The 22595-nt window shown below is 35.7% G+C and carries 22 protein-coding genes, 2 tRNA genes and 1 other RNA gene; 17 read left to right on the top strand and 8 right to left on the bottom strand.

Going from position 1 to position 22595, the window contains the following annotated elements; genetic code table 11:
* Nucleotides 1-9: 9 nt before the first annotated feature.
* The 3 genes from lepA to ssrA form a co-directional block, all read right to left on the bottom strand.
* Nucleotides 10-1800, bottom strand: coding sequence for a translation elongation factor 4 (gene lepA, locus AC6H33_RS08775; RefSeq protein WP_497604506.1), 1791 nt, complete (start codon nucleotides 1798-1800; stop codon nucleotides 10-12).
* Nucleotides 1801-1813: 13 nt separating this feature from the next.
* Entirely contained in the window at nucleotides 1814-2740 is a 927-nt protein-coding gene (locus tag AC6H33_RS08770; RefSeq protein WP_497604505.1) for a ribose-phosphate pyrophosphokinase, read from the bottom strand.
* An 80-nt stretch (nucleotides 2741-2820) separates the two neighbouring features.
* Nucleotides 2821-3197: a transfer-messenger RNA gene (gene ssrA / locus AC6H33_RS08765) on the bottom strand.
* Between the two features lie 112 nt (nucleotides 3198-3309).
* On the opposite strand from ssrA, the gene AC6H33_RS08760 reads away from it, so the two are divergent.
* The 11 genes from AC6H33_RS08760 (at nucleotide 3310) to AC6H33_RS08710 (ending at nucleotide 13212) form a co-directional block, all read left to right on the top strand.
* The gene (locus tag AC6H33_RS08760; protein WP_497604504.1) at nucleotides 3310-3720 is read left to right on the top strand and encodes a FixH family protein; all 411 of its coding nucleotides are present in this window, start codon (nucleotides 3310-3312) and stop codon (nucleotides 3718-3720) included.
* Nucleotides 3721-3729: 9 nt separating this feature from the next.
* Entirely contained in the window at nucleotides 3730-4905 is a 1176-nt protein-coding gene (locus AC6H33_RS08755; RefSeq protein ID WP_497604503.1) for a TolC family protein, read from the top strand.
* Entirely contained in the window at nucleotides 4902-5867 is a 966-nt protein-coding gene (locus AC6H33_RS08750) for a hypothetical protein (RefSeq protein ID WP_497604502.1), read from the top strand. The genes AC6H33_RS08755 and AC6H33_RS08750 overlap by 4 nt, the downstream gene beginning before the upstream one ends.
* Nucleotides 5868-5871: 4 nt before the next feature.
* Nucleotides 5872-8922, top strand: a complete 3051-nt coding sequence (locus tag AC6H33_RS08745) for an efflux RND transporter permease subunit (protein WP_497604501.1) — start codon at nucleotides 5872-5874, stop codon at nucleotides 8920-8922.
* Between the two features lie 9 nt (nucleotides 8923-8931).
* A complete protein-coding gene (locus tag AC6H33_RS08740) occupies nucleotides 8932-9588 on the top strand; it encodes a response regulator transcription factor (protein ID WP_497604500.1) in 657 nt (218 codons plus the stop codon).
* A gap of 112 nt (nucleotides 9589-9700) precedes the next feature.
* Nucleotides 9701-10714, top strand: coding sequence for a sensor histidine kinase (locus AC6H33_RS08735; protein WP_497604499.1), 1014 nt, complete (start codon nucleotides 9701-9703; stop codon nucleotides 10712-10714).
* Between the two features lie 124 nt (nucleotides 10715-10838).
* Nucleotides 10839-11162: an ArsR/SmtB family transcription factor gene (locus AC6H33_RS08730; RefSeq protein WP_497604498.1), complete on the top strand. Its 324-nt coding sequence runs from the start codon at nucleotides 10839-10841 to the stop codon at nucleotides 11160-11162.
* Nucleotides 11159-11563: an arsenate reductase ArsC gene (locus AC6H33_RS08725; RefSeq protein ID WP_497604497.1), complete on the top strand. Its 405-nt coding sequence runs from the start codon at nucleotides 11159-11161 to the stop codon at nucleotides 11561-11563. The genes AC6H33_RS08730 and AC6H33_RS08725 overlap by 4 nt, the downstream gene beginning before the upstream one ends.
* Nucleotides 11564-12508, top strand: coding sequence for a permease (locus tag AC6H33_RS08720; RefSeq protein WP_497604496.1), 945 nt, complete (start codon nucleotides 11564-11566; stop codon nucleotides 12506-12508).
* A 9-nt stretch (nucleotides 12509-12517) separates the two neighbouring features.
* Nucleotides 12518-12952: a rhodanese-like domain-containing protein gene (locus AC6H33_RS08715; protein ID WP_497604495.1), complete on the top strand. Its 435-nt coding sequence runs from the start codon at nucleotides 12518-12520 to the stop codon at nucleotides 12950-12952.
* A gap of 29 nt (nucleotides 12953-12981) precedes the next feature.
* Entirely contained in the window at nucleotides 12982-13212 is a 231-nt protein-coding gene (locus AC6H33_RS08710) for a thioredoxin family protein (protein WP_497604494.1), read from the top strand.
* 11 nt (nucleotides 13213-13223) lie between these two features.
* On the opposite strand, the gene AC6H33_RS08705 is transcribed toward AC6H33_RS08710, so the two are convergent.
* The 5 genes from AC6H33_RS08705 to mraY all read right to left on the bottom strand — a co-directional run bounded on the left by AC6H33_RS08705 (nucleotide 13224) and on the right by mraY (nucleotide 16286).
* Nucleotides 13224-13299: transfer RNA gene (locus tag AC6H33_RS08705), tRNA-Phe, on the bottom strand.
* Between the two features lie 33 nt (nucleotides 13300-13332).
* Nucleotides 13333-13408, bottom strand: a tRNA-Phe gene (locus tag AC6H33_RS08700).
* 45 nt (nucleotides 13409-13453) lie between these two features.
* A complete protein-coding gene (gene purN, locus AC6H33_RS08695) occupies nucleotides 13454-14023 on the bottom strand; it encodes a phosphoribosylglycinamide formyltransferase (protein ID WP_497604493.1) in 570 nt (189 codons plus the stop codon).
* Nucleotides 14020-15225, bottom strand: coding sequence for a UDP-N-acetylmuramoyl-L-alanine--D-glutamate ligase (murD, locus tag AC6H33_RS08690; protein WP_497604492.1), 1206 nt, complete (start codon nucleotides 15223-15225; stop codon nucleotides 14020-14022). Before murD ends, purN begins: the two co-directional genes overlap by 4 nt.
* Entirely contained in the window at nucleotides 15225-16286 is a 1062-nt protein-coding gene (gene mraY, locus AC6H33_RS08685; RefSeq protein WP_497604491.1) for a phospho-N-acetylmuramoyl-pentapeptide-transferase, read from the bottom strand. The genes murD and mraY overlap by 1 nt, the downstream gene beginning before the upstream one ends.
* A 73-nt stretch (nucleotides 16287-16359) precedes the next feature.
* Between mraY and gpmI the strand changes: the two genes are divergently transcribed.
* The 6 genes from gpmI (at nucleotide 16360) to AC6H33_RS08655 (ending at nucleotide 22591) form a co-directional block, all read left to right on the top strand.
* Nucleotides 16360-17835: a 2,3-bisphosphoglycerate-independent phosphoglycerate mutase gene (gene gpmI, locus AC6H33_RS08680; protein WP_497604490.1), complete on the top strand. Its 1476-nt coding sequence runs from the start codon at nucleotides 16360-16362 to the stop codon at nucleotides 17833-17835.
* 19 nt (nucleotides 17836-17854) lie between these two features.
* Entirely contained in the window at nucleotides 17855-18601 is a 747-nt protein-coding gene (fabG, locus tag AC6H33_RS08675) for a 3-oxoacyl-ACP reductase FabG (protein WP_497604489.1), read from the top strand.
* Nucleotides 18602-18640: 39 nt separating this feature from the next.
* Nucleotides 18641-19588: a YbgA family protein gene (locus AC6H33_RS08670; RefSeq protein ID WP_497604488.1), complete on the top strand. Its 948-nt coding sequence runs from the start codon at nucleotides 18641-18643 to the stop codon at nucleotides 19586-19588.
* A gap of 7 nt (nucleotides 19589-19595) precedes the next feature.
* A complete protein-coding gene (locus tag AC6H33_RS08665; protein WP_497604487.1) occupies nucleotides 19596-20933 on the top strand; it encodes a cryptochrome/photolyase family protein in 1338 nt (445 codons plus the stop codon).
* Nucleotides 20934-21045: 112 nt separating this feature from the next.
* On the top strand, nucleotides 21046-21273 hold the full coding sequence (gene acpP, locus AC6H33_RS08660) for an acyl carrier protein (RefSeq protein ID WP_041672290.1): 228 nt from the start codon (nucleotides 21046-21048) through the stop codon (nucleotides 21271-21273).
* A 100-nt stretch (nucleotides 21274-21373) separates the two neighbouring features.
* Nucleotides 21374-22591 carry a beta-ketoacyl-ACP synthase II gene (locus AC6H33_RS08655; protein WP_497604486.1) on the top strand — a complete coding sequence of 406 codons (1218 nt, stop codon included), beginning with the start codon at nucleotides 21374-21376 and terminating at the stop codon, nucleotides 22589-22591.
* Nucleotides 22592-22595 lie beyond the last annotated feature (4 nt).

Here is a 22595-nt window from a genome sequence, read left to right as displayed (position 1 = left end):
TACTCTCTCTTAGTCCATTTTCAAAACAGACATAAATGCCTCTTGAGGAAGTTGCACTTTTCCGATTGATTTCATTCTTTTTTTACCCTCTTTTTGTTTCTCTAAGAGTTTTCTTTTTCTTGTAATATCTCCACCATAACACTTAGCAGTAACATTCTTGCCCATACTCTTTACAGTCTCACGTGCTATAACTTGAGAGCCTAAAGATGCTTGAACGGCTACTTCAAAAAGTTGACGAGGTATAATCTCTTTCATGTTTTTAACTAAAACACGACCACGTGGAAGTGCTTGATTGCGAGGAACAACGATACTTAGTGCATCAACTGCCTCTCCAGCTACTTTTATGTCAAGTTTTACAAGGTCGCCAACTCTAAACTCAATCGGCTCATAATCAAAACTTGCATACCCTTTGGAGATTGATTTTAGTTTGTCATAGAAGTCCATTACAATTTCATTCATTGGTACTTCATACTCAAGCATAACTCTGTCTTGATTAAGGTAGGTCATTTTTGTTTGAATCCCACGCTTATTTATAAGCAGAGTTATTATATTTCCAAGATATTCACTCGGAGTAATAACTGTGGCTTTTATATATGGCTCTTCAATTCTATCTATACGATTGACTTCTGGCAACTCTGAAGGATTGTGAACATGAATCTCTTCACCGTTGTGTAGATAAACTTTGTAAATAACAGATGGCGCAGAAGCAATCAGATCAAGATTGAACTCACGCTCAAGTCTCTCTTTTACAACTTCCATATGAAGCATACCTAAAAATCCGACACGAAAACCAAAACCAAGAGCTAAAGAGGTCTCTGGCTGAAAAGATAGAGAACTGTCATTTAGTCTGAGCTTATCAAGCGCATCACGTAAATTTTCAAATTCGTCAGTATCTATCGGATATATTCCTGCAAAAACAAAAGGCTTTGCTGGTTCATACTCTACAACAGGTTCGCGCGTAGGGTTTTTAGCATCAGTAATAGTATCACCGACATTTACAACATGTACCTCTTTTAGTCCCAGTACTACTATGCCAATCTCTCCAGTTTTTATAACGGGAGTCTTTTTACGTTTAAGCGGATGCGGATACATCAAATCAAGAACTTGATGCTCTTCGCCATTACTCATAATTTTTACAAGTTGGTTTACTTTAATCTCGCCATCAAAAACACGAACAAGACCTAAAGCACCCAAGTACGGGTCAAACCATGAATCATATATAATAGCTTTTGTCGGAGCTTTTGGGTCTCCTACTGGAGCAGGTATTCTATCTACTATGGCATCTATAAGTGCGCGTATACCAACACCAGTTTTCGCAGATACCAAAACAGCATCTGTAGCATCTATGCCGATACTTGTCTCTATCTCTTCTGCTACTTTCATAGGGTCTGCTGCTGGTAAATCTATCTTGTTTATAACTGGGATAAGCTCTAAATTGTTCTCCATGGCAAGATAAACATTTGCGATTGTTTGAGCTTCAACACCTTGGGCAGCATCAACGATTAAGAGAGCGCCATCACTTGAAGCAAGAGATTTGCTAACCTCATAAGAGAAGTCAACATGGCCAGGAGTGTCGATGAGGTTTAGGATATAGTGTTCACCATCTTTAACATAATCAAGTCTTACGCTTTGAGCTTTAATGGTAATGCCACGCTCTTTTTCGATGTCCATAGTGTCCATCATCTGTTTGCCAAGTTCTCTCTCGCTTACCGAGCCACACTCTTGAATAATGCGGTCAGCCAAAGTGCTTTTTCCATGGTCGATATGTGCGATGATAGAAAAATTTCTAATGTTTTTCAATTAATTCCTTTAATTACGCAAAAAGACTATTTACGCTCTCATTGTGATAAACCCTGCGGATAACCTCTGCAAAAAGAGGTGCAACAGTTAAAACAATGATTTTTTTGTGAGGTTTTGACTCTAGCGTATTTGTGATGATGAGTTCATCTAATTCACCGTTTTCTATATTTTCATAAGCTTTTCCGCTAAGTACTGCATGTGTTGCACATGCCATAACAGAGGAAGCTCCCTTGTTTTTTAGAGCAGTTGCCGCTTTTACCATAGTTCCAGCAGTGTCAACCATGTCATCAATCATGATTACATCTTTACCCTCAACATCACCGATAATATTCATAACTTCGCTCTCATTGGCTTTTTCACGGCGTTTATCAACGATTACCATATCAAGTCCCATTCTTTGTGCAAAGTATCTTGCTCTTGCAACGCCACCAATATCTGGTGAGGCGATAATAGGATTTTTTAGGTTTTTGCTTCTGATGTAATTCTCAAAAGTTACAGAACCATAAAGGTTATCAACTGGAATGTTGAAAAATCCTTGAATTTGCCCAGCATGTAAATCTATCGTTACAACTCTATCAATTCCAGCAGCTTCATACATGTCTGCTACAAGTCTTGCAGTAATTGGAACACGAGGAGCAGCTTTACGGTCTTGTCTTGCATAACCATAGTAAGGTACAACAGCTGTTATACTTGAAGCAGATGAGCGGCGAAGAGCGTCAGTCATGATAAGAAGTTCCATTAAGTTGTCGTTCGATGGAGCGCCAGTTGATTGGATGATAAATACATCACGTCCACGAACACTCTCCGCAATTTGAACAGAAATTTCACCATCGCTAAACTTTTTTACAGAAGCCTTAGCCAATGGAACATCTAATATTTGACACACCTCTTTTGCAAATTCAACGCTAGCAGAACCAGCAAAAATCTTATAACCACGCATGTTATACCTTTTGAAAAATTTATGGGAGATTATACAAAATAAGTGCTGAGGAGTTGTTAAAATTTGAAATGAGTTTGAGTTGGTGGAGCTGTGGAGGATCGAACTCCAGTCCGAAACCACGCTACTCCTAACGTCTACATGTTTAGAAAAATTGTTAAAGTTTAATCTTGCTTCACACAACTTGCAAAGCTACACAAGACGAGCCTCTGAGGTTCGTTTTACATTCGAGACAAATGCAAAATATATCTACATAGGGGTTATACTTCGAATCCTAGCTATCTAGAGTCACTAGGTGAAGCAGCCCGTCTCCTTGCGGAGGGGTAAAACTTATGCTACTGCGTAAGCTGGGCGATAATTTGTATTGTTTGCGTTTAAGCAAGTTGAGCCGCGTAACGGAAATGCTCAGTCCGACATGCAGTTAGAAGCTACTTGATCCCGTCGAAACCAGGTCAGCCCCATTAGTGAAATTATATCAGAGTTTTGTATACAATAAGTTAAGATTTAAACTACACGTTTAGTACACATTAAAAGTTATATACTCTGTAAAAATATAAAAATGGAGTCTAAAAATGAAGAAAATACTTATATCAGTAGCATTGTTATCAACGCTGTGTTTTGCGGGTAATTTTATGGAGATGGGTAAAGTAGGTGATTTACATGTAATGCTCTCAAGCGATAAGGTTTTAAGTATGGGAGAAAACAGAATCAAAGTTGAGTTAAATAAGGGTGAGCATGGCGGCGAAGTTGTTATTGCAAAAGATGTGCGCATTAAATTCTTTATGCCTGAGATGCCAGGAATGCCTTATATGGAGTTAAAAGATATTTGTAAAAAAACAGGTGATAATTTTGAGTGTAGTGTAAATTTTGCTATGAATGGTACGTGGCAATATCAGCTTTTCATTAAAGATGACAAAAACAAAGATTACAAATACAAAGGTAGTGCAACTTTGGGTCAATCATCTTCTGCGCATAACCACTAAGGTTTTATTATGAAGTTGCCAACTCTTCTTATCATACCTCTTATCTGCTTTGGGGCAGAGTTTAGCGAAGTGTTTGAAAAAGCACTTAAACACTCTCCCACACTACAGGCAAAGTATGAGCGGATTTTGGCATCACGCGAAACAATTAACAGTGAAGTTACTTACAAAAATCCTATTATAACAATTGGTGCAAATGATTTGCTCTTAAATGAGAACTTTTTAAAAAGAGGTAGTGAACCTATGCAAACGCAGTTTATAGGTATAACGCAAGAGTTTGAAACATTTGGCAAACTTGATTTAAAAGAGGCAATACTTAGAGCCGATACTCTAGTCTTAGAGTATGAGTTAGAAGATTTGAAGTTGGATTTATATAAAAAAACTGCACTGAGTGTTGAGAGAATTTTAACTTTTAATACCATTATAGATAAGCTTGAGCAAAAAAAATCAAATCTAGTGGCACTTTTGGGATACTATGAAAACAGCATAAGTGTAGTAGATGGGTTTAAGGTGGTTGTTGAGATTCAAAAGAAGATATTTGGTGTTGAAGATAAAATATTAGAACTCAAAGACAAGTTAGAATCATTTAAAAATGAGTTTAAATATTTGACAAATCAGGATTTTACTGTTGTCAAAAGTCCTGAAATAGCTGATGAGTTTTTTCAAGAAGAGATAAAAAAATCTCCAAAATATAAAGTATTTGAAGTGAAAACAAAACAGCTAGAACTTCAAAGAAGACTTGAAGAGAGAAAAAAATACTCAAATATAAGTCTAAATGTAAGCTACAACCATCGTGAGAAATTTGATGACTACCTCTCACTCTGGGCTTCTTTTGCGCTTCCTATTTACGGAATAGAAGATGCGAAAGTTAAAAAAACACAACACCTTATTTCAGAAAATATTCAAACAGAGGAAAACTACATGCAAAAGGCAGATATGCTTTTTGAAAATAACCATAAACAAGTGGAGTACTTAAGCACCAGAGTAAAAAATCTTGATGTTATGTTGGAAAAATACAAAGAGTTAAATGCGTATGACAAATCAAATATCAAAAATAGTGTTATGCTTGAAAAAAATATAGAGAACGAAAATCTGCTTCTTGACTTAGAGATAGAGAAATTAAAATACAAATTGGATATAAAAACTGCTCTTTTTGAGCTTTTTTACCTTACTAAAGAGAGTTTATGATGAAAATTTTATTTTTAATACTTTTAACCCTTACGTTGGCAGATTCTAAAACATTTGAGCAGGCTTTTAACATAAACACTATAAAGCCAAAGATGCAGATACAAAAAATATCCAAAACCTACTATGCCACAACCTCTTATAACGAGAGCAAAGTCTATGACATTAACATAAGATTTGACGGTTTTGTAGAAAACTTAAAAGCCGATGAGCTTTATAAGAGGATAAAAAAAGGAGATAAGCTTTTTGATATCTACTCAAAAGAGATATATACGCTAAAAAAAGAGCTTGACTCTACTAAAAATTTTCCAGCTCTTCATGCTACTATTTTAGAGAAGTTAAAACTTTATGAGCTTGATGAGAGTGCAATATCCACAAGTGGCTCAACAATACCTTTTAAGAGCAAGTTTAGCGGAGAGATTATTCAAAAAAATGTCACTGAAGGCTCTTTTGCAAAAGCAGGTTCTACTCTTTTAAAAATTGTCGATAACTCTAATATGTGGGTTATTGCAAAGGTATATCAAAAGGATTATGAGTTTATTAAACAGGGGATGAGTGCTTCCGTAGAGATAGAGGGGTTTGATAAGCCGATTGAGGCAAGAGTCAGTAAAATATACTCTAAGATAAACAAAGAGGATTTGACGTTTGACGTTAGAGTGGATTTGGATAATTCAAATAGTAATATTTTGCCTGACATGTTTGCAAAAGTGAGTTTTAACAAAACAGCAGACTCAGCTCTTACTCTTCCAAAAAATGCCGTTATAAAAAGAGGCGATAAATTTTACGTATTTATAAAAACTTCTTCTAGTGAATATGAGCCGCAAGAGGTGGAAGTTAATTATATCGGCGGATATTATCAGATTTTAGGCGGCATAGACGAGACAACCGAGGTTGCACAAAATGCACTCTTCTTGCTTGATAGCGACGCTGTTACCAACGGCTCTTACATGAGTGAAAAGTGGTAAGAAGATGATTGAAAAAGTCATAGAGTTTAGCTCAAAAAATATATTTTTAGTTCTCATGCTATCGGCAATTTTAACGGCTCTTAGCATATTTAGTCTCAAAAATATTTCGCTTGATGCACTTCCTGATCTTTCTCCTCCGCAAGTTATACTTCAAGTCTCATATGCTGGACAGTCTCCAAAAATCATAGAAGAGCAGGTCTCTTATCCGCTTATTAGCTCTTTGATGTCACTGCCCAATATCAAAACTATCAGGGCGATGAGCAGTTTTGAAAACGGACTTGTTTATATTATTTTTAAAGATAATATGGATATTTACAGCGCAAGAAGCAGGATTTTAGAGCAGCTTTCATCCATTCTGCCTACACTTCCAAGCGGTGCAAAAGTGAGCATGGGGCCCGATGCAACGGGCGTAGGCTGGGCGTATCAGTATATATTAAAATCAAATAAACTAAACCTCTCCGAGCTAAGAGATTATCAGGATTACTATTTAAAATATGGTCTTTTGGGAGTTGACGGTGTTAGTGAAGTTGCAGCTGTAGGCGGGTTTATAAAAAATTATCAGCTGTTGATAGACCAAGACAAAATGGTTAAATACGGCATAGGCATAGACGAGATAACCAATGCGCTTAAAAAAAATAATCAGGACAAGGGCGGCGGTGTGCTTTTGGATAACGGTTATGAAAAAATTATTCAAGCCCACGGATATGCAACAAGTACAGAAGATATTGAAAATATAACGCTAAAAGTAAGAGGCGTAACACCTATAAAGTTAAAAGATATCGGCGAGGTTTCCTTAGTTCCATCGCCAAGACGCGGAGTTGCAGAGTTTAACGGAGAGGGCGAAGTAGTAGGCGGTATAGTTTTAGTGCGTTATAAAGAGAATCCTTATGACGTAATTCAAAAAATTAAAGCTAAAATAGAGTCGCTAAAGAGTGCTGATGTTGAAATAGTAACTACTTATGACAGAAGTAAACTGATAGATAAAGCGATAGATACGTTAAAAAATACACTTATAGAAGAGTCTATTATCGTCATCATAATTACCGCTTTGTTTCTGTTTCACTTTAGAAGTGCTTTGGTAGTCGTGATAATACTTCCTTTAACCGTACTTCTTAGTTTTTGGCTTATGACGCTTTTTGATATAGGCTCAAATATTATGAGTTTAGGAGGTATCGCCATAGCTATCGGGGCTATGGTTGACGCTTCTATAGTTATGATAGAGAATGCACATAAACATCTTAGCAAGAGTGACGGAACTAAAAGCAGAATTGAGATTATTGTAGAGTCCTCAAAACAGGTCGGTCGCCCGATATTTTTTGCTCTCATACTTATAGTCGTCTCATTTTTGCCAATATTCGCACTTGAGGGTCAAGAAGCAAGACTCTTTTCGCCATTAGCTTATACAAAAACATTTGCCATGTTAATCGGTGCTTTGCTATCTATAACATTAGTTCCTGTTTTGATGATACTTTTTATAAAAGGAGATATAAAAAAAGAGGAAGAGAATTATATAAACAGATTTTTTACATTTTTATATACTCCCGTATTAAAACTCTTTTTAAAAATCAAATATCTAATTATAGTTTTAGCAGTAGTTGCCATAGCTTACATGTACCCTCTTTATAATGCTCAAAAATGGGAATTTATGCCACAGCTAAACGAGCAGGATTTTATGTATATGCCTGTAACGCCTTATGGTATAAGTATCGAACTCGCATATGAACTTACTCAGCAGACAAATAAAATCATAAAAAGCTTTCCCGAAGTTGATACCGTTTTTGGGAAAGCAGGTCGTGCAAACAGTGCAACGGATCCGGCACCTCTTGCCATGATAGAGACTATCATAACCTTTAGGGACAAATCTCTTTGGAGAGAGGGGATGACTTATGAAAAACTAATGCAGGAGATGGAAGCGGCACTTAAAGTAAAAGGTTTGATAAACTCTTGGACATACCCCATTAGAGGCAGAATCGACATGTTATTAACAGGAATTCGCACGCCCCTTGGTATAAAACTTTACGGAGATAACAATAAGGTCTTAGAGGAGATATCTTCGCAGATAGAGCAGAAACTAAAAACTCTGCCGTTAACTTTAAGTGTCTCTGCCGATAAGTCAAACAGCGGATACTATTTGGATATCAACATAAAACAAGAAGAACTCTCAAGATATGCTCTCTCAAAACAGATGATACTTGACACCATTTCGCTTGGTGTCGGCGGACTGGGAGTCACTACTTTTATAGACGGTCTTAAACGCCATCCAATATCGCTAAGGGTTGATTCAAATCAAAGAGACAGTATAGAGAAGATAAAAGAGTTGAAGGTTAAAACAAAGTCAGGGTTTTTGCCTATTAGCATGTTTGCAGATATAAAATACACGGAGGGGGCTAGCGTTATAAAAAGCGAAAAAGGGATGAAAGTTTCATTTGTTTATATAACGCCTAAAAGTGATGTAAGCGTGGATGAGTATAAGAGTGCAGCTAAAAATCTTCTACAAAGCATTGATATTCCAAAAGGGTACTACTATGAGTTTGCAGGACAGAGCGAATATCTTGAGTCTGCAAAAGAGAGACTAAGCTATATTGTCCCGATAGTTATTTTAAGTATATTCGTATTAATCTATTTTGCTTTAAAGGACGTAGTGAATTCGCTTATAGTTTTTTTAACCTTGCCTTTTGCCGTCCTTGGCGGACTTTTATATATAGACTATCTTGGATTTAATCTCTCAGTTGCAGTAATAGTAGGCTTCTTGGCACTTCTTGGAATCGCAGCCGAGACGGCTATTGTTATGGTTATCTATCTTGAAGAGGCTATAGAGGAGAATATATCCACACATGAAGAAGCAATTATCAGAGGTTCGGCAGGGCGATTAAGACCAAAACTTATGACCGTTTTTGCAATACTCGGCGGTCTTATTCCGATTATGTATATACACGGTGTTGGAAGTGAAGTAATGCAGAGAATCGCCGCACCTATGATAGGCGGGATAGTAACTTCCGCCGTTTTAACGCTTCTTATAATTCCTCTTTTATATTCTATAAGAAAAAGAGAGTAGAATGATAAAATGAAAATTTTATTATTAGAAGATGATGTAATCTTATCAGAGATACTAAGTGAGCACTTAAGTGAAAAAGGTTATGAAGTTTCATCTGTTTATGACGGTGAAGATGCGTATGAGAAGATAATGAAAAACGGGTATGATTTAATGCTATTTGATGTCAATGTACCGCTCTTAAACGGTTTTGAACTGTTAAAACTTCTAAAAGAGCAACATGTACATGTACCGACTATTTTTATAACCTCGCTTGACTCTGCAGATGACTTAAAAAAGGGTTTTGATTTGGGGTGTGACGACTATCTCAAAAAACCGTTTGATTTAGTAGAGCTTGATGCAAGGATAAATTATCTTATAAAAGTGAATAATTTAGGCAATACTCAAATTTTAATAGATGATAAAACCTATCTTGACAAACTTACTTACGAGCTTGTAAAAGAGGGCAAAAGAACAAAACTATCCAAAAAAGATTTTCAAATTATTAAATATTTTTTATCACAAAAAGATAAAATTATTTCTCATGACGAGCTTGTTGCAAATATTTGGATGGATGGCGAAATCCCTACCGATGCAACGCTAAGAACGCACATAAAAAATATTAGAATACATCTTGGCAAAGATTTTATAATTACGCTCAAAGGAGTCGGCTATAGAGTTAACATCTAGTGAAAAAAAGTCGCTTTACGGTTTTTTGGGACTTTATTTAAGTTCGTCTATATTTTTAATTATTTTTATTGCTTTTAGCTTTTACGGTTATGAATCTTCAAAGATAATATCTATGAAAAAAGAGAAGATGCAAAATATTGCTCTTAATATCTCTTCTAAAATAATAGCTTCATATATGCGCTCAGAGCCTCTTAGAATTGATGATGTAAATGGATATGAGATAACGCTTTATAATGCAGATAAAGTTCTTATATACGGTCAAGAGCTTGGCTCAATAGAGTTCAAACAGGGTTTTTACGAAGATGAGAAATTTGATTATTTCGTAGATCTCAGTCCTCAACTTCATCATGGCGTAAAATATCTTGTTTTAAAAAGCAAAAATGCCAATAATGAGATTTTAAAACTAATACAAAGTACACTTATAATAGCTATATTTTCAGTTCTCTTAATCGTTGTTGTGGGTTATTTTCTAACAAAAATGTTCTTAAAACCGATACAAAACGAGAGGGTAAAACTAGATAAGTTTATAAAAGATTCGACTCATGAGTTAAATACGCCTATAACGGCTATTTTAATGAGTATTGATAGACTAAAAAAAGAGAATATTGATGAGAAGATTTTAAAAAGAGTTCAAATAAGCTCAAAAAGAGTTCAAAAAATTTATTCGGATTTGACATATCTGCTTTTAGAAAATAAAAATGAAGAGGCAAAGAGAGTAAATCTAAAAGAGATTTTAGAAAATGAGCTTACTCTCTATGAAGATTTGGCATTAAAAAAATCACTTACAATAAATAAAGAGATTGAGGATACATATTTTATCATTGATGAGATGAGCGCTCAAAGATTATTTAGTAACTTGCTCTCAAATGCAATCAAATACAATAAACATGGCGGAAAAATCGAGCTAAAATTAAAGACAAATGAGTTTATTATCAGCGATAACGGTGTCGGTATAAAAAAAGAGCTTCAAAATAAAATTTTTGATAGATTTTATAGAGCCAACGAGCATGAAGGTGGTTTTGGAATTGGACTAGATATAGTTAAAAGAGTTTGTCAAAAGTATAAAGTAGATATTAAAATCTCTTCTATAGAAAACAACTCAACTACAATAATGTTAAAATTTTAGGATGATTTGTAAAAAGAGTTGTGGCAGCAAGAGCACCAAAGAACAGAATTAAATCTATATATCAATATATCTTGATTTAATAAATCTATTTTGCTACAATTTTAATTATCTAAAGGAGTTAGATGTGGAAGTGTTTTTAAAAAGTATTGCAGCTCTTAATGATGAAACAAGAGTATTGCTGTTGCGTTTTCTTGATGAGCATGGTCAAACTTGTGTTTGTGATCTGCAAAACTCTCTTGATATGATTCAATCCCGCCTTTCTCGTCATCTTAAAATCTTAAAAGATGCAGGTTTTTTGAGAGTAGATAGGCGCGGAACTTGGGCTTATTACTCTATTAGAAGTCCATTAGACCGCTTTCGTAGTGAAGCTCTAGAAGAGATTCGTTATTTGGAGATCAAGCTTCCAGCTTTAAAAAAATTATCTGAAAATGGAGAGTGTAAAGTATGAAAAAAAATGTATTGATTTTATGTACTGGTAATAGTTGCCGCTCAATTATGGCAGAGGCATTAATAAACGCAAAGCTTGGAGATTGCATAGAGGCACAAAGCTCTGGCGTTAAAGCAAGCGGTGCAATAAACCCAAATGCCAAGGCTTTACTTAAAGAAAAAGGTTATTGGAGAGATGAGTATCACTCAAAAGTAATTGAAACAGTGTTAGATACTGCGTTTGATTTAATCGTAACCGTGTGTGACCATGCAAAAGAGACATGTCCAATGTTTCCAAAAGCTGTTAAGACTATACATATAAGTTTTGATGACCCTTCTGGCAAAGCCGCAGAGGAGTATGAAAAAACACTGAATCTCATTGAGAAAGAACTTCTGCCAGTTGTCAAAGAGGAGCTTTGTTAAATGTGGTATGAACTCTCAAAAGAGTTTGTTTATGTTGTTATAGGGCTTCAAGGAAGAGTAGCAGAAGCATCACACTTTTTTATTTATGACACCATAAAGATTTGGTTTTTACTTCTAAGTGTCATTTTTGCAGTCTCATTTTTGCGGAGTTGGGTAAATACAGAGTATGTTCGTGCCCACTTACAGGGAAAATCATCACTCTATGGGCATGTTGGAGCTTCTGTTTTTGGAATAATCACTCCTTTTTGTTCATGCTCTGCGATACCTCTGTTTTTGGGCTTTATTCAAGCACGAATTCCTATTGGAGTGACATTTAGTTATCTGATCTCTGCGCCAATGAACAATGAAATAGCGATTGCAATGCTCTTTGGTATCTTTGGCTGGAAAGTGACCTCAATCTACATACTTTTTGGTCTGGGTGTAGCGATACTCGGCGGTTGGCTGATAGGCAAGATGGGTATGGAAAAAGAGATTTTAATGGATGTCAAACCCATCGAAGGAGAGCTTGAAGCGAGTTTGGTAAAGCTCTCACTCAAAGAGAGAGCAAAAGAGGCTTGGAGCTATACTTTAGATATTTTCAAAAAAATATATATCTATGTGATGATTGGTGTGGGTGTAGGTGCTTGGATACATGGATATATTCCGACAGATTTTATAGCTTCATATACAGGGGAAGGTAATCCATTTGCAGTTATTATAGCTGTGCTTATGGGAATACCGATGTACTCAAATGCAGCTGGAGTTATGCCACTTATAGAAGTTTTAACAAGTAAAGGTATGTTGCTTGGGACCGCTCTTAGTTTTATGATGGCCGTTACTGCACTTAGTCTGCCAGAGGCTCTAATACTTAAAAAGATTATTTCACTAAAGCTTATTGGCATATTTTTTGCCATTGTAGGAAGCGGAATAATCGCTATCGGGTATCTATTTAATATTATTTTATAAGGATAAAAGATGAGAAAAATTTTACTATTGTTGGCTGTAACGATTGCGTTTGCACAGGCGCAAAGCTTTGATGAATATCTACAAGGATTTAGTTATGAAGAGCCTAAAGATATGAAAATAAATACGCAAGAGATGTTAGAACTTGTAGAGATGGATAGTGCTCAAGTTATTGACATTCGTTTTAAAGAGGAGGTCGAAGCATGGAGTATGGGGTTTGCAAAGAATATTCCTCTAAATGAGTTACCAAAACGTTTGGCAGAGCTTGATAAAAACAAGTTGATAATTACTGTATGTCCGCATAACGATAGAGCAAATATTGCTCGTATGTTCCTTCATCTTAAGGGATATAAAACTAAGTATCTAAGTGATGGATTGGTAGGTAGTGCTGAGTACTTACGTGGGGATAGAGCTAAAAACTTTATTATTAAAAATAGAGACAACTAAGCGTAAGATTAAATTAACAAGGATAAAAGATGAAGATAGAAGTGCTTGGAACAGGTTGTGCAAAATGTATTACTTTAGAAAAAGTTGTCAAAGAAGCAGTTGCTAAGAGCGGAAAATTTGCTCAGATAGTAAAAGTAGATGATATTATGAAAATCATGGAGTATCAAGTAGTTAGCACACCAGCTTTAGTGATTGATGGTAAAGTTGTAAGTAGTGGAAAAGTTTTGAGTGTAGATGAAGTTGTCGCACTTATAAAGTAGTTTTCTTGAGGTGGTGGCCAATCTCGGAATCGAACCAAGGACACGCAGATTTTCAATCTGCTGCTCTACCGACTGAGCTAATTGGCCATTATTAAAGAGTAGTTATAGTTTTAAAAGAGGTGGTGGCCAATCTCGGAATCGAACCAAGGACACGCAGATTTTCAATCTGCTGCTCTACCGACTGAGCTAATTGGCCATCTTTTAAGAGCGCAATTTTAGCTAAGAGGGACTGAAAGTTAGCTTATGAGAGTGAAGTGATATGTTTAAAACTCTCAACTATCGCAATACGTTCTAGTTTTTTTATCTTATCTTCTAGGGAGTCAACGCTTTCATCTTTGTCAAGAAGAAGTTCTTTTTGTAAGATAATCTTCCCCTCATCATAATGTTCATTGACTTCATGGATAGTTACACCGCTGATTTTCTCACCGTTTTTTATAACAGCTTCGTGAACAAATCGCCCATACATCCCTTCTCCGCCATAATTCGGGAGTAGGGCGGGGTGTGAGTTTATGACTTTGAAATTTTTTGTTATATTTGCACTCACTTTTTTCATGTATCCAGATAAAAAAACATAATCGCACTTGTACTTATTTAGAAGTTGTTCTATTTTTTCATCTTGATTTTGAGCTGTTTTTGAGTTAACTATAAAGTTCTCAATTCCGTAATTTTTAGCATTTTTTATAATTTTAGCACCACTGTTGTTTGAGATGATAAGAGGAATTTCTATAAGTAGGCCACTCTTTTTTATCGCCTCATATAGGGCATCAAAGCCGCTTCCATTATGTGATGCGAGTATCGCTACTCTCTTCATTTTAGCTCTTTGATAGCATCTTTAAACTGATCGCCTCTATGTGCATAAGATTTAAATTCATCAAGACTGGCTGCCGCTGGAGATAGTAGGGCAACTTCGTTACTTTGTAAATTTATATCTATTTTTACAATTGCATCTGCGAGGTTTTTACATAGTTCAAATTTTATTCCATACTCTTGTGCAAGATTTGAGAGTTTATCCTTGTTTGAGCCGATGTTATAAATCTTGACATTGCAATCTTTTAGAAAAACAAAGAGTTCTCTCAAATCCACGCCCTTATCATCGCCGCCTAAAATAAGATGCACAAAAGAGTCACTGTAACGCTTCATAGCTACAATGGTTGCGTCTAAGTTTGTAGCTTTAGTATCGTTTACCCAAAGACGACCTTTAGAGTCATGTAGCTCCTCTTGTCTATGTGGGTCTATAACAAAAGAGTTTATTTTTTCATAATTAACTCTGTCAAAGAGTATCTTATCAACTGCCATAGCCAAAAGTGCGTCCATCAAAAAAGCACCTTTGAAATTCACTCTTTTTGTATCTATATCAAAGTGTTTTGCTATATCTTTCTCATCTTCATAAAAAATAATATAAGCAGAAGAAGTCACTATATCTTTATAGGCCTTTGGAATGATAGCAACTTCGCCCTCTCTCATTTTTGAAAGAGGCTTTAGTTTTGCCTTTATATACTCATCCATATTTCCATGCCAACTTAGATGGTCTGGCGTTATTGGTAGAAGAACATATATATTTGGAGAGGTTTTGTTTGTGTAGTGAATCGTAAATGAGCTAGTTTCTAGTATCCAAATTTGAGCATTTTGATCCAAATCAGCTAAAGGAGTGCCTATATTTCCACCCTCAAGAGAGCCTTTGTCACGAAGAAGATACTGCATCATCTGTGTAGTTGTTGTTTTACCGTTTGTTCCGCTTATCCAAACGCTAAGCGGTGTTGTATGAGCAAAGCAGTCATATTCGCTTATGAGATTTTTTGCTCTTAATATAAGCGGATTTGAAGGAGCAATCCCAGGGGAGGGTATCTCTAAATCTGAATAAGATGGATTAAACTCAGATGATGGTTTTACTCTAAATCCAGCTTCATCAATAAATGGTTTTGTACATTTATCATCATAAAAGATAGGATTTTTAAAGAGCTTTGAGAGAGCTTTTGTTGTTTTGCCATAACCAAACAGTGAAACTCTTTGCATTAGCGAATCTTTAGAGTGATAAGCGCTATAACATTTGATAGCGTTGCGATAATCCAAAATCGCACTATTATCTTGTTCTCAGCCCAATTTTTCATCTCAAAATGGTGATGAATTGGAGCCATCAAAAAGACTCTTTTCTTTCTGAGTTTATAACTTCCAACTTGAAGAATTACAGATAGAGTCTCTATCACAAAAATAGAACCAATAAGAAGAAGTAAAATCTCACTCTTTGAGATAATCGCAAGATAGCCTAAAAAAGCTCCAATTGTTAGTGAACCGCTATCTCCCATAAAAACTTCAGCAGGATGGCAGTTGTACCATAAAAAACCACTCAAAGCCCCAATTAAAGCACTTGAGACTATGGCAACTTCTCCTATGTTTATATGTGGCATAAGCAAATACGAGCTTATATTTGCATTTCCTGTGATGTATATGATAATACTAAAAGAGGCAAGAGCGGTAATAGAAGGAACAGTTGCAAGACCATCTAGTCCATCAGTTAGGTTTACGGCATTTGATGTTGCAATAATTACAATAGTCCAGAAAAATATAGCAAAAATGCCCATATCAAATAGCGGATTTTTTAAAAACGGGATGTAAAGAGATGTATTAAAATCTGGTAGGTTATATAGAAGTGTAGAGATAACAAGTGCAAAACCAGTTTGCAGTATGAGTTTTGTTCTAGCTTTTAACCCTGCTAAATTTTCATTTTTTTTGATTTTTGCAATATCATCTTGAAAACCAATAAAAGCAAAAAATATAAGCGTTAAAACCGCACAAACTGCATAGATATTAGAGAATTTTATAGTAATAACTGAAGCTAAAATAGTTGCAAAGATAAAAACTATTCCGCCCATAGTAGGTGTCTTTGCTTTGGCTTGATGGCTCTGTGGTGCCCACTCATTAATCGGCTGGTGGCTAGATGTCGCTTGTGCCCATCTTATAAAGCGAGGCATCAAAAAAAGTGTAAAAAATAGCGCTAAAAAGAAAGCTATTCCAGCTCGTATTGTTATGTATCCAAGTAAGTTGATATTAAGTATTTCTGAGAGCCAGTACAGCAAAGTGGGTAGTCCTTATAAATAAAAATGACATTATAGTATAATTGCATAAAACTATTATTATGAAGGAAGTACATTGGCAAAAAAAGCAATTCTAGTTATTACTGATGGTATTGGCTACTGCTCAAAGACAGAGTATAACGCATTTTACCATGCCCAAAAGCCGACATATGACAAACTATTTTCAAATACTCCTCACTCTCTAATCAGCACTTATGGACTTAGCGTTGGGCTTCCTGAGGGACAGATGGGTAACTCTGAAGTAGGGCATATGAGTATAGGGAGTGGCAGGGTTTTATATCAAGATTTAGTAAAAATTTCTCTCTCTCTTAGTGAAAATAGATTTAAAGACAATGAAGCATTTAAAGAGTTGTTGGCAAAGTCCAATAGACTCCATCTTGTAGGGCTTATGAGTGATGGCGGAGTGCACTCGCATATAGACCATTTTATGGGAATAGCAGATATTGCTGCAAAAGAGGGTAAAGAGGTGTTTTTGCATCTCATCACAGATGGCAGAGATGTCTCTCCAACTTCTGCAAAAAAGTATCTTTTACAAGTTGAAAAACATCTAAGCAAAAGTGTAAAGATAGCTACTGTATCTGGTCGTTTTTACTCTATGGACAGAGATAATCGCTGGAATAGAGTAGAAAAAGGGTACGAGGCGATGGTAAAAGCAGAGCCAAAAACTCTCTTAAATCCATCGGCTTACATTGACGCTTCATACAAAAAAAACGAAACAGATGAGTTTATTGAACCTATCGCATTTGATGGCTATGATGGTATGATGGATAACGATGCTGTTTTGATGATAAATTTTAGAAGCGATAGAATGCGTGAGATTACTACGGCTATCGGTGATAATAATTTCAGCTCATTTGCAAAGCCTGATATAAAACTGCATGTAGCAACTATTACTGAGTATGACAAGAGTTTTACTTATCCAGTTCTCTTTAAAAAAGATTCGCCAAAAAATACTCTTAGTGAGGTTATATCAAGTGCTGGATTAAGACAGCTTCACACAGCAGAGACTGAAAAGTATGCGCATGTCACATTCTTTTTTAATGGCGGTATTGATGAGCCTTATGAGAATGAGACAAGGGTTCTCATCCCATCTCCAAATGTTAGAACTTACGATGAAAAACCGCAGATGAGCGCGTTTGAAGTTGGAGAAGTTGTACTAAAAGGGATGGATGAAGCGTATGACTTTATAGTTGTAAATTTTGCAAATGGCGATATGGTCGGGCATACTGGCAATCTTGAAGCAGCAAAAGTTGCAGTAAATGCAGTCGATAGCGAACTTGGCAAGATTTTAAAAAAAGCAAAAGAGACGGATTATGCTGTTCTTATCACTTCAGATCATGGAAATTGCGAAGAGATGAGAGACGATGAGGGGCATGTTTTAACAAATCATACAGTTGGAAAAGTTTGGTGTTTTGTTGAAGCAGATGGAGTAAGCAGAGTAGAAGATGGTGGACTCAATAACATAGCGCCAACTATCTTAAAGCTTATGGGGCTTGAGATTCCCAAAGAGATGGACCATAGTTTAGTTTAAAAAATAAGGAAAAAAAAGTATGAAATTTAGTGGAAAAAATGTTTTAGTAACGGGTTCGAGTCGTGGTATAGGTGCAGAGATAGCAAAGGTTTTAGCTGGTTATGGACTAAAGGTTTGGATTAATTATAGAAGCGGTGCCACAGAGGCTGATGCTATAAAAGAGATGATTGAAGCAAATGGCGGAAGTGCCGCAGTTATCGGCTTTGATGTAAGCTCTGAAGATGCTTTTGTTGATGCGATAAAAACGATAGTTGACTGCGATGGAGAACTAAGCTACCTAGTAAACAATGCAGGAATTACAAACGATAAATTAGCACTCCGTATGAAGAGTGAGGATTTTATGTCGGTTATAAATGCCAACCTTCTCTCATGTTTTGTGGGTTGCCGTGAAGCTATGAAAGTTATGAGAAAGAAAAAATCTGGCTCAGTTGTAAATATCGCTTCAATTGTAGGTGAGACAGGAAATGCAGGGCAGACTAACTACTCAGCAAGTAAAGGCGGAGTTATCGCTATGACTAAGAGTTTTGCACTTGAGGCTGCATCTAGTGGTATCCGTTACAACACCATCACTCCAGGTTTTATAGCAACAGAGATGACGGATGTATTAAGTGATGAGATTAAAAGTAGCTTTACATCAAAGATACCGATGGGTCGTTTTGGAAATCCTAGTGAAATCGCTGAAGCAACTGCATTTTTACTCTCTGATCATTCAAGTTACATAACAGGTGAGACGCTAAAAGTAAATGGCGGAATGAACATGGCGTAATGCCATGTTTTGTTATAAAAAGATTTAAAAAGGCACTGTATGAAAATAGCGGTATCTGCATGTCTGCTTGGTGAAAAAGTTCGTTTTGACGGCGGGCATAAGCATGATAGATTTGTAACTGATGAGCTTGGAAAATATGCCTCTTTTGCTCCATTTTGTCCAGAAGCCATAGCGTTTGGAACACCTCGTCCCTCAATACGCCTTGTAAATAAAGAGAGTGATTATCGTGTGATTTCAAATAAAAATGGCGATGATTTAACCGATGAGCTTATAGAAAAATCATATCAAGAGTTTTATAAAATCGTACAAAATGATTTAAGCGGGATTATTTTTAAGTCAAAATCTCCTAGTTGCGGGATGGGAAGTGCAAAAGCTTATCTTGAGAATGGTTTTGCTGATTCAAAAGCAGATGGTGTCTTTGTAGCTATCTGTAAAGAGAAGTTCCCGCTCCTTCCAATGGAAGAGGAGGGACGGCTTCAAGATGATTGGCTAAGAGAGAATTTTATCATGCAACTCTTTGCTTACAACTCATTTGAAGTTTTAAAAAATAGCACTCCAACTATAAAAATGCTCGTTGATTTTCATACAAAAAATAAATTTCTGCTTCAAGCAAAAGATGAAAAGATTTATAGAGTTCTTGGAAATATAGTAGGAAATCATGAAAAATTACCATTTGATGAGCTTTTATCAAACTATGAGTATAACTTTAAAACAGCTATAGCAAAAAAAAGCTCTATCAAAAGAAATAGAAATGTGCTTGAACATATGAGTGGTTTTTTTAAAAATGAGTTAAGCAGTGTCGAAAAAGAGACACTGCATGAGCAGATAGAGGAATATGCACAAAAAATAGTGCCTATCGTTGTTCCGCTCTCAACTATAAAACTCTATGCGAAAAAATATAACAACGAGTATCTTTTAGGACAAGTTTTTTTAGATCCATACCCAAAAGAGTTGGCATTGCGCTCAAGTTTACTTAGCTCAAAGTAGAGCAGTTTTGAAGAGAGTACTTTGGTTTAGACGAGATTTAAGAGTAAAAGACAATCCTCTGCTAACTTTTGGCGGAGAGGTTTTGCCTATCTTTATATTTGATGAAAATATCTTAAGAGATTTACATGTAGATGATAGAAGAGTAGCTTTCATCTTTCATTATCTCTTAAAATTAAAGAGTGATTTGCAAAATATTGGACTAGATTTAAAGATATTTTATGGAACTCCAGAGGCTGTTTTTGAACATTTGAGTGAGTTTGATGAGGTTGTTGCGTCTGGGGATTATGATAGTTATGCAAAAAATAGAGATTTGCATATCTCACACAAACTCCATTTCAGATACCTGCATGATACATATATTTTTAAACCCAAAGAGATACTAAAAGATGATGGCTCACCCTATTTTGTCTTTACACCATTTTACAAAAAAGCTAGAGTTGCACTAAATACAAAAGATTTACAAGAGAAAAAAATTGCTCAAAATATTTTAATCAAGAGTGATTATGATGGTATAACAAAGATAAATGCAGATATATCAAAACTTACTTTAGACCTAGAATCCATTGGATTTATACAACAAAATTTAAAAATCATAGACCCACAAAAAAAGCTTGATATTTTTAAAAAAAACATCTCAAAATATAGCCAAATGCGAGATTTTTTAGATGTTGATGTATCTTCAAATTTAAGTGTTGATTTGCGTTTTGGAACTATCTCTATAAGAGAAGTTTTACGCGAAGTGTTGAAGCTAGGGAGCATTAGTGAACCATTTATCAGACAGCTTATCTTTAGAGATTTTTACGCTTACGCACTATTTCATACACCACATATAGAGAGTAAAAATTATAAATACAGCTTTAATGGTATAGAAGATAAAGAGAAGTTTATAGCTTTTTGTAGTGCTAAAACAGGAGTGCCAATAGTTGATGCTGGAGTAAGAGAACTTTTGACAACAGGTTATATGCACAACCGTGTTCGCATGATTGTTGCCTCTTTTTTTACAAAAGATCTGCTTCTTCCATGGCAGTGGGGAGAGAGATTTTTTGCAAAGCATCTGCTTGATTATGATAAAGCAAGTAATGCTCTCTCATGGCAATGGAGTGCTGGAACAGGAGTCGATCCACAGCCATACTTTAGGGTTTTTAATCCTTACTTGCAGAGTAAGAAATTTGACAAAGAAACATTCTATATAAAGAGATTTGTTCCTGAGCTCCTTGCAATTGAGTCAAAAAATATACATAATGAAGAGTATCTTATATCAACAGATATAGATAATTATCCAAAACCAATAATTCTTCATAAAGAGGCATCTAAGAAGGCTGTAGCGCTTTTTAAAAATCTTTAAAAATGGGCTCAAAATAGGCAAACAAAGAGTTTTGTATTTTAGAACAAGAGAGTTTATTTAAGTTAAATATGCTACAATTCCAAGATTTTACACATAAAACATAGGAGCTAGAATGGCACTTTTAGACGATATTAAAGCGGTAGTAGTTGAACAATTAAGCGTAAGCGCTGATGAAGTTAAAGAGGACTCAAAATTTGTTGAGGATTTAGGTGCTGATAGCCTTGATGTAGTTGAATTAGTTATGGCTCTTGAAGAGAAATTTGATATCGAAATTCCTGATGATGAAGCAGAAAAAATTAGAACTGTTAAAGACGTAGTTAACTACATCGAAAGCAAGTAATAATTTAAAATCTACTGAGAATATTCTCGGTAGAAATACTTTTTAAAGCTCATTTGTATGGGTTTTAAAAAGTATTTTATATTTTATATGGAGAATTTTTATGAAAAGAGTCGTAGTTACTGGATTGGGCATGATAAATGCAGTTGGAAATGATAAAGAGAGTTCTTTTAAAGCTATCTGTCAAGGTGAATGCGGTATAGATAGAATTACACTTTTTGATCCAGAAAATTACGCTGTACAGATAGCTGGTGAAGTTAAAAATTTTGATCCTGAAACTGTAATGTCACCAAAAGAGGTGAAAAAAGCTGATAGATTTATTCATCTTGGATTAAAAGCAGCTCAAGAAGCGATGCTTGATGCAAATATTTCTGAAGATACTGATATGGAAAGATTCGGTATAAGCGCTGGTTCTGGTATTGGCGGACTTCCTGCAATTGAAAAAAATTCAATCATTATAGAGACAAAAGGTCCAAAAAGAATAAGTCCGTTTTTCATCCCGTCTGCTCTTGTAAATATGCTTGGCGGTTTTGTATCAATCGAACATGGAACTAAGGGTCCAAACTTATCAAGTGTTACAGCATGTGCTGCTGGAACTCATGCGATAAGCGAAGCAGTAAAGACTATTATGTGTGGCGGTGCCGATAAGATGTTGGTAGTTTCTGCTGAATGTGCAGTAACTGGTGCTGGAGTTGGCGGCTTTGCTGCTATGAAAGCGCTCTCAACTAGAAATGAAGAGCCTAAAAAAGCTTCTCGTCCATTTGATGCTGATCGTGATGGATTTGTTATGGGGGAAGGTGCTGCTGCATTAGTATTAGAGGTATATGAAGATGCTGTTGCTCGTGGAGCAAAAATTTATGGTGAAATTATAGGCTTTGGCGAGAGCGGTGATGCAAGTCACATAACTACTCCTAGTCTTGATGGTCCAGCTCGTGCTATGAAAGCAGCTTATACTATGGCAGGAAAACCTAAACTTGATTATGTAAATGCACATGGAACAAGTACTCCTATTAATGATAAAAATGAAACAGCAGCAGTTAAAGAGCTTCTTGGTGGAAAAGAGAATTGCCCTCCAATGAGCTCAATAAAAGGTCAAATCGGACACTGTCTTGGTGCAGCTGGTGGTATTGAAGCAGTAGTATGTTTAATGGCAATGCGTGATGGAATAATTCCTCCGACAATCAACCATGAGACTTCTGATGAAAATTGTGATTTAGATATTGTTCCAAATAAGGCAAGAGCTGCTGAGTTAAATACTGTAATGAGTAACTCATTTGGTTTTGGTGGAACAAACGGCGTTTTAATCTTCAAAAAAATCTAAGTAT

This window comes from Sulfurimonas limnophila (genome assembly GCF_059705345.1).
This window is presented reverse-complemented; position numbering and strand designations above follow the sequence as displayed.

Bases quoted from the DNA above. Each gene is read 5' to 3' on its own strand.
- murD (WP_497604492.1), bottom strand. From the start codon at position 15,225: ATGCAAAGAGTTTCACTGTTTGGTTATGGCAAAACAACAAAAGCTCTC.
- AC6H33_RS08725 (WP_497604497.1), top strand. From the start codon at position 11,159: ATGAAAAAAAATGTATTGATTTTATGTACTGGTAATAGTTGCCGCTCA.
- AC6H33_RS08745 (WP_497604501.1), top strand. From the start codon at position 5,872: ATGATTGAAAAAGTCATAGAGTTTAGCTCAAAAAATATATTTTTAGTT.
- AC6H33_RS08740 (WP_497604500.1), top strand. From the start codon at position 8,932: ATGAAAATTTTATTATTAGAAGATGATGTAATCTTATCAGAGATACTA.
- fabG (WP_497604489.1), top strand. From the start codon at position 17,855: ATGAAATTTAGTGGAAAAAATGTTTTAGTAACGGGTTCGAGTCGTGGT.
- AC6H33_RS08770 (WP_497604505.1), bottom strand. From the start codon at position 2,740: ATGCGTGGTTATAAGATTTTTGCTGGTTCTGCTAGCGTTGAATTTGCA.
- AC6H33_RS08710 (WP_497604494.1), top strand. From the start codon at position 12,982: ATGAAGATAGAAGTGCTTGGAACAGGTTGTGCAAAATGTATTACTTTA.
- acpP (WP_041672290.1), top strand. From the start codon at position 21,046: ATGGCACTTTTAGACGATATTAAAGCGGTAGTAGTTGAACAATTAAGC.
- AC6H33_RS08670 (WP_497604488.1), top strand. From the start codon at position 18,641: ATGAAAATAGCGGTATCTGCATGTCTGCTTGGTGAAAAAGTTCGTTTT.
- AC6H33_RS08750 (WP_497604502.1), top strand. From the start codon at position 4,902: ATGATGAAAATTTTATTTTTAATACTTTTAACCCTTACGTTGGCAGAT.
- AC6H33_RS08720 (WP_497604496.1), top strand. From the start codon at position 11,564: ATGTGGTATGAACTCTCAAAAGAGTTTGTTTATGTTGTTATAGGGCTT.
- AC6H33_RS08760 (WP_497604504.1), top strand. From the start codon at position 3,310: ATGAAGAAAATACTTATATCAGTAGCATTGTTATCAACGCTGTGTTTT.
- AC6H33_RS08715 (WP_497604495.1), top strand. From the start codon at position 12,518: ATGAGAAAAATTTTACTATTGTTGGCTGTAACGATTGCGTTTGCACAG.
- AC6H33_RS08755 (WP_497604503.1), top strand. From the start codon at position 3,730: ATGAAGTTGCCAACTCTTCTTATCATACCTCTTATCTGCTTTGGGGCA.
- AC6H33_RS08735 (WP_497604499.1), top strand. From the start codon at position 9,701: ATGAAAAAAGAGAAGATGCAAAATATTGCTCTTAATATCTCTTCTAAA.
- AC6H33_RS08655 (WP_497604486.1), top strand. From the start codon at position 21,374: ATGAAAAGAGTCGTAGTTACTGGATTGGGCATGATAAATGCAGTTGGA.
- purN (WP_497604493.1), bottom strand. From the start codon at position 14,023: ATGAAGAGAGTAGCGATACTCGCATCACATAATGGAAGCGGCTTTGAT.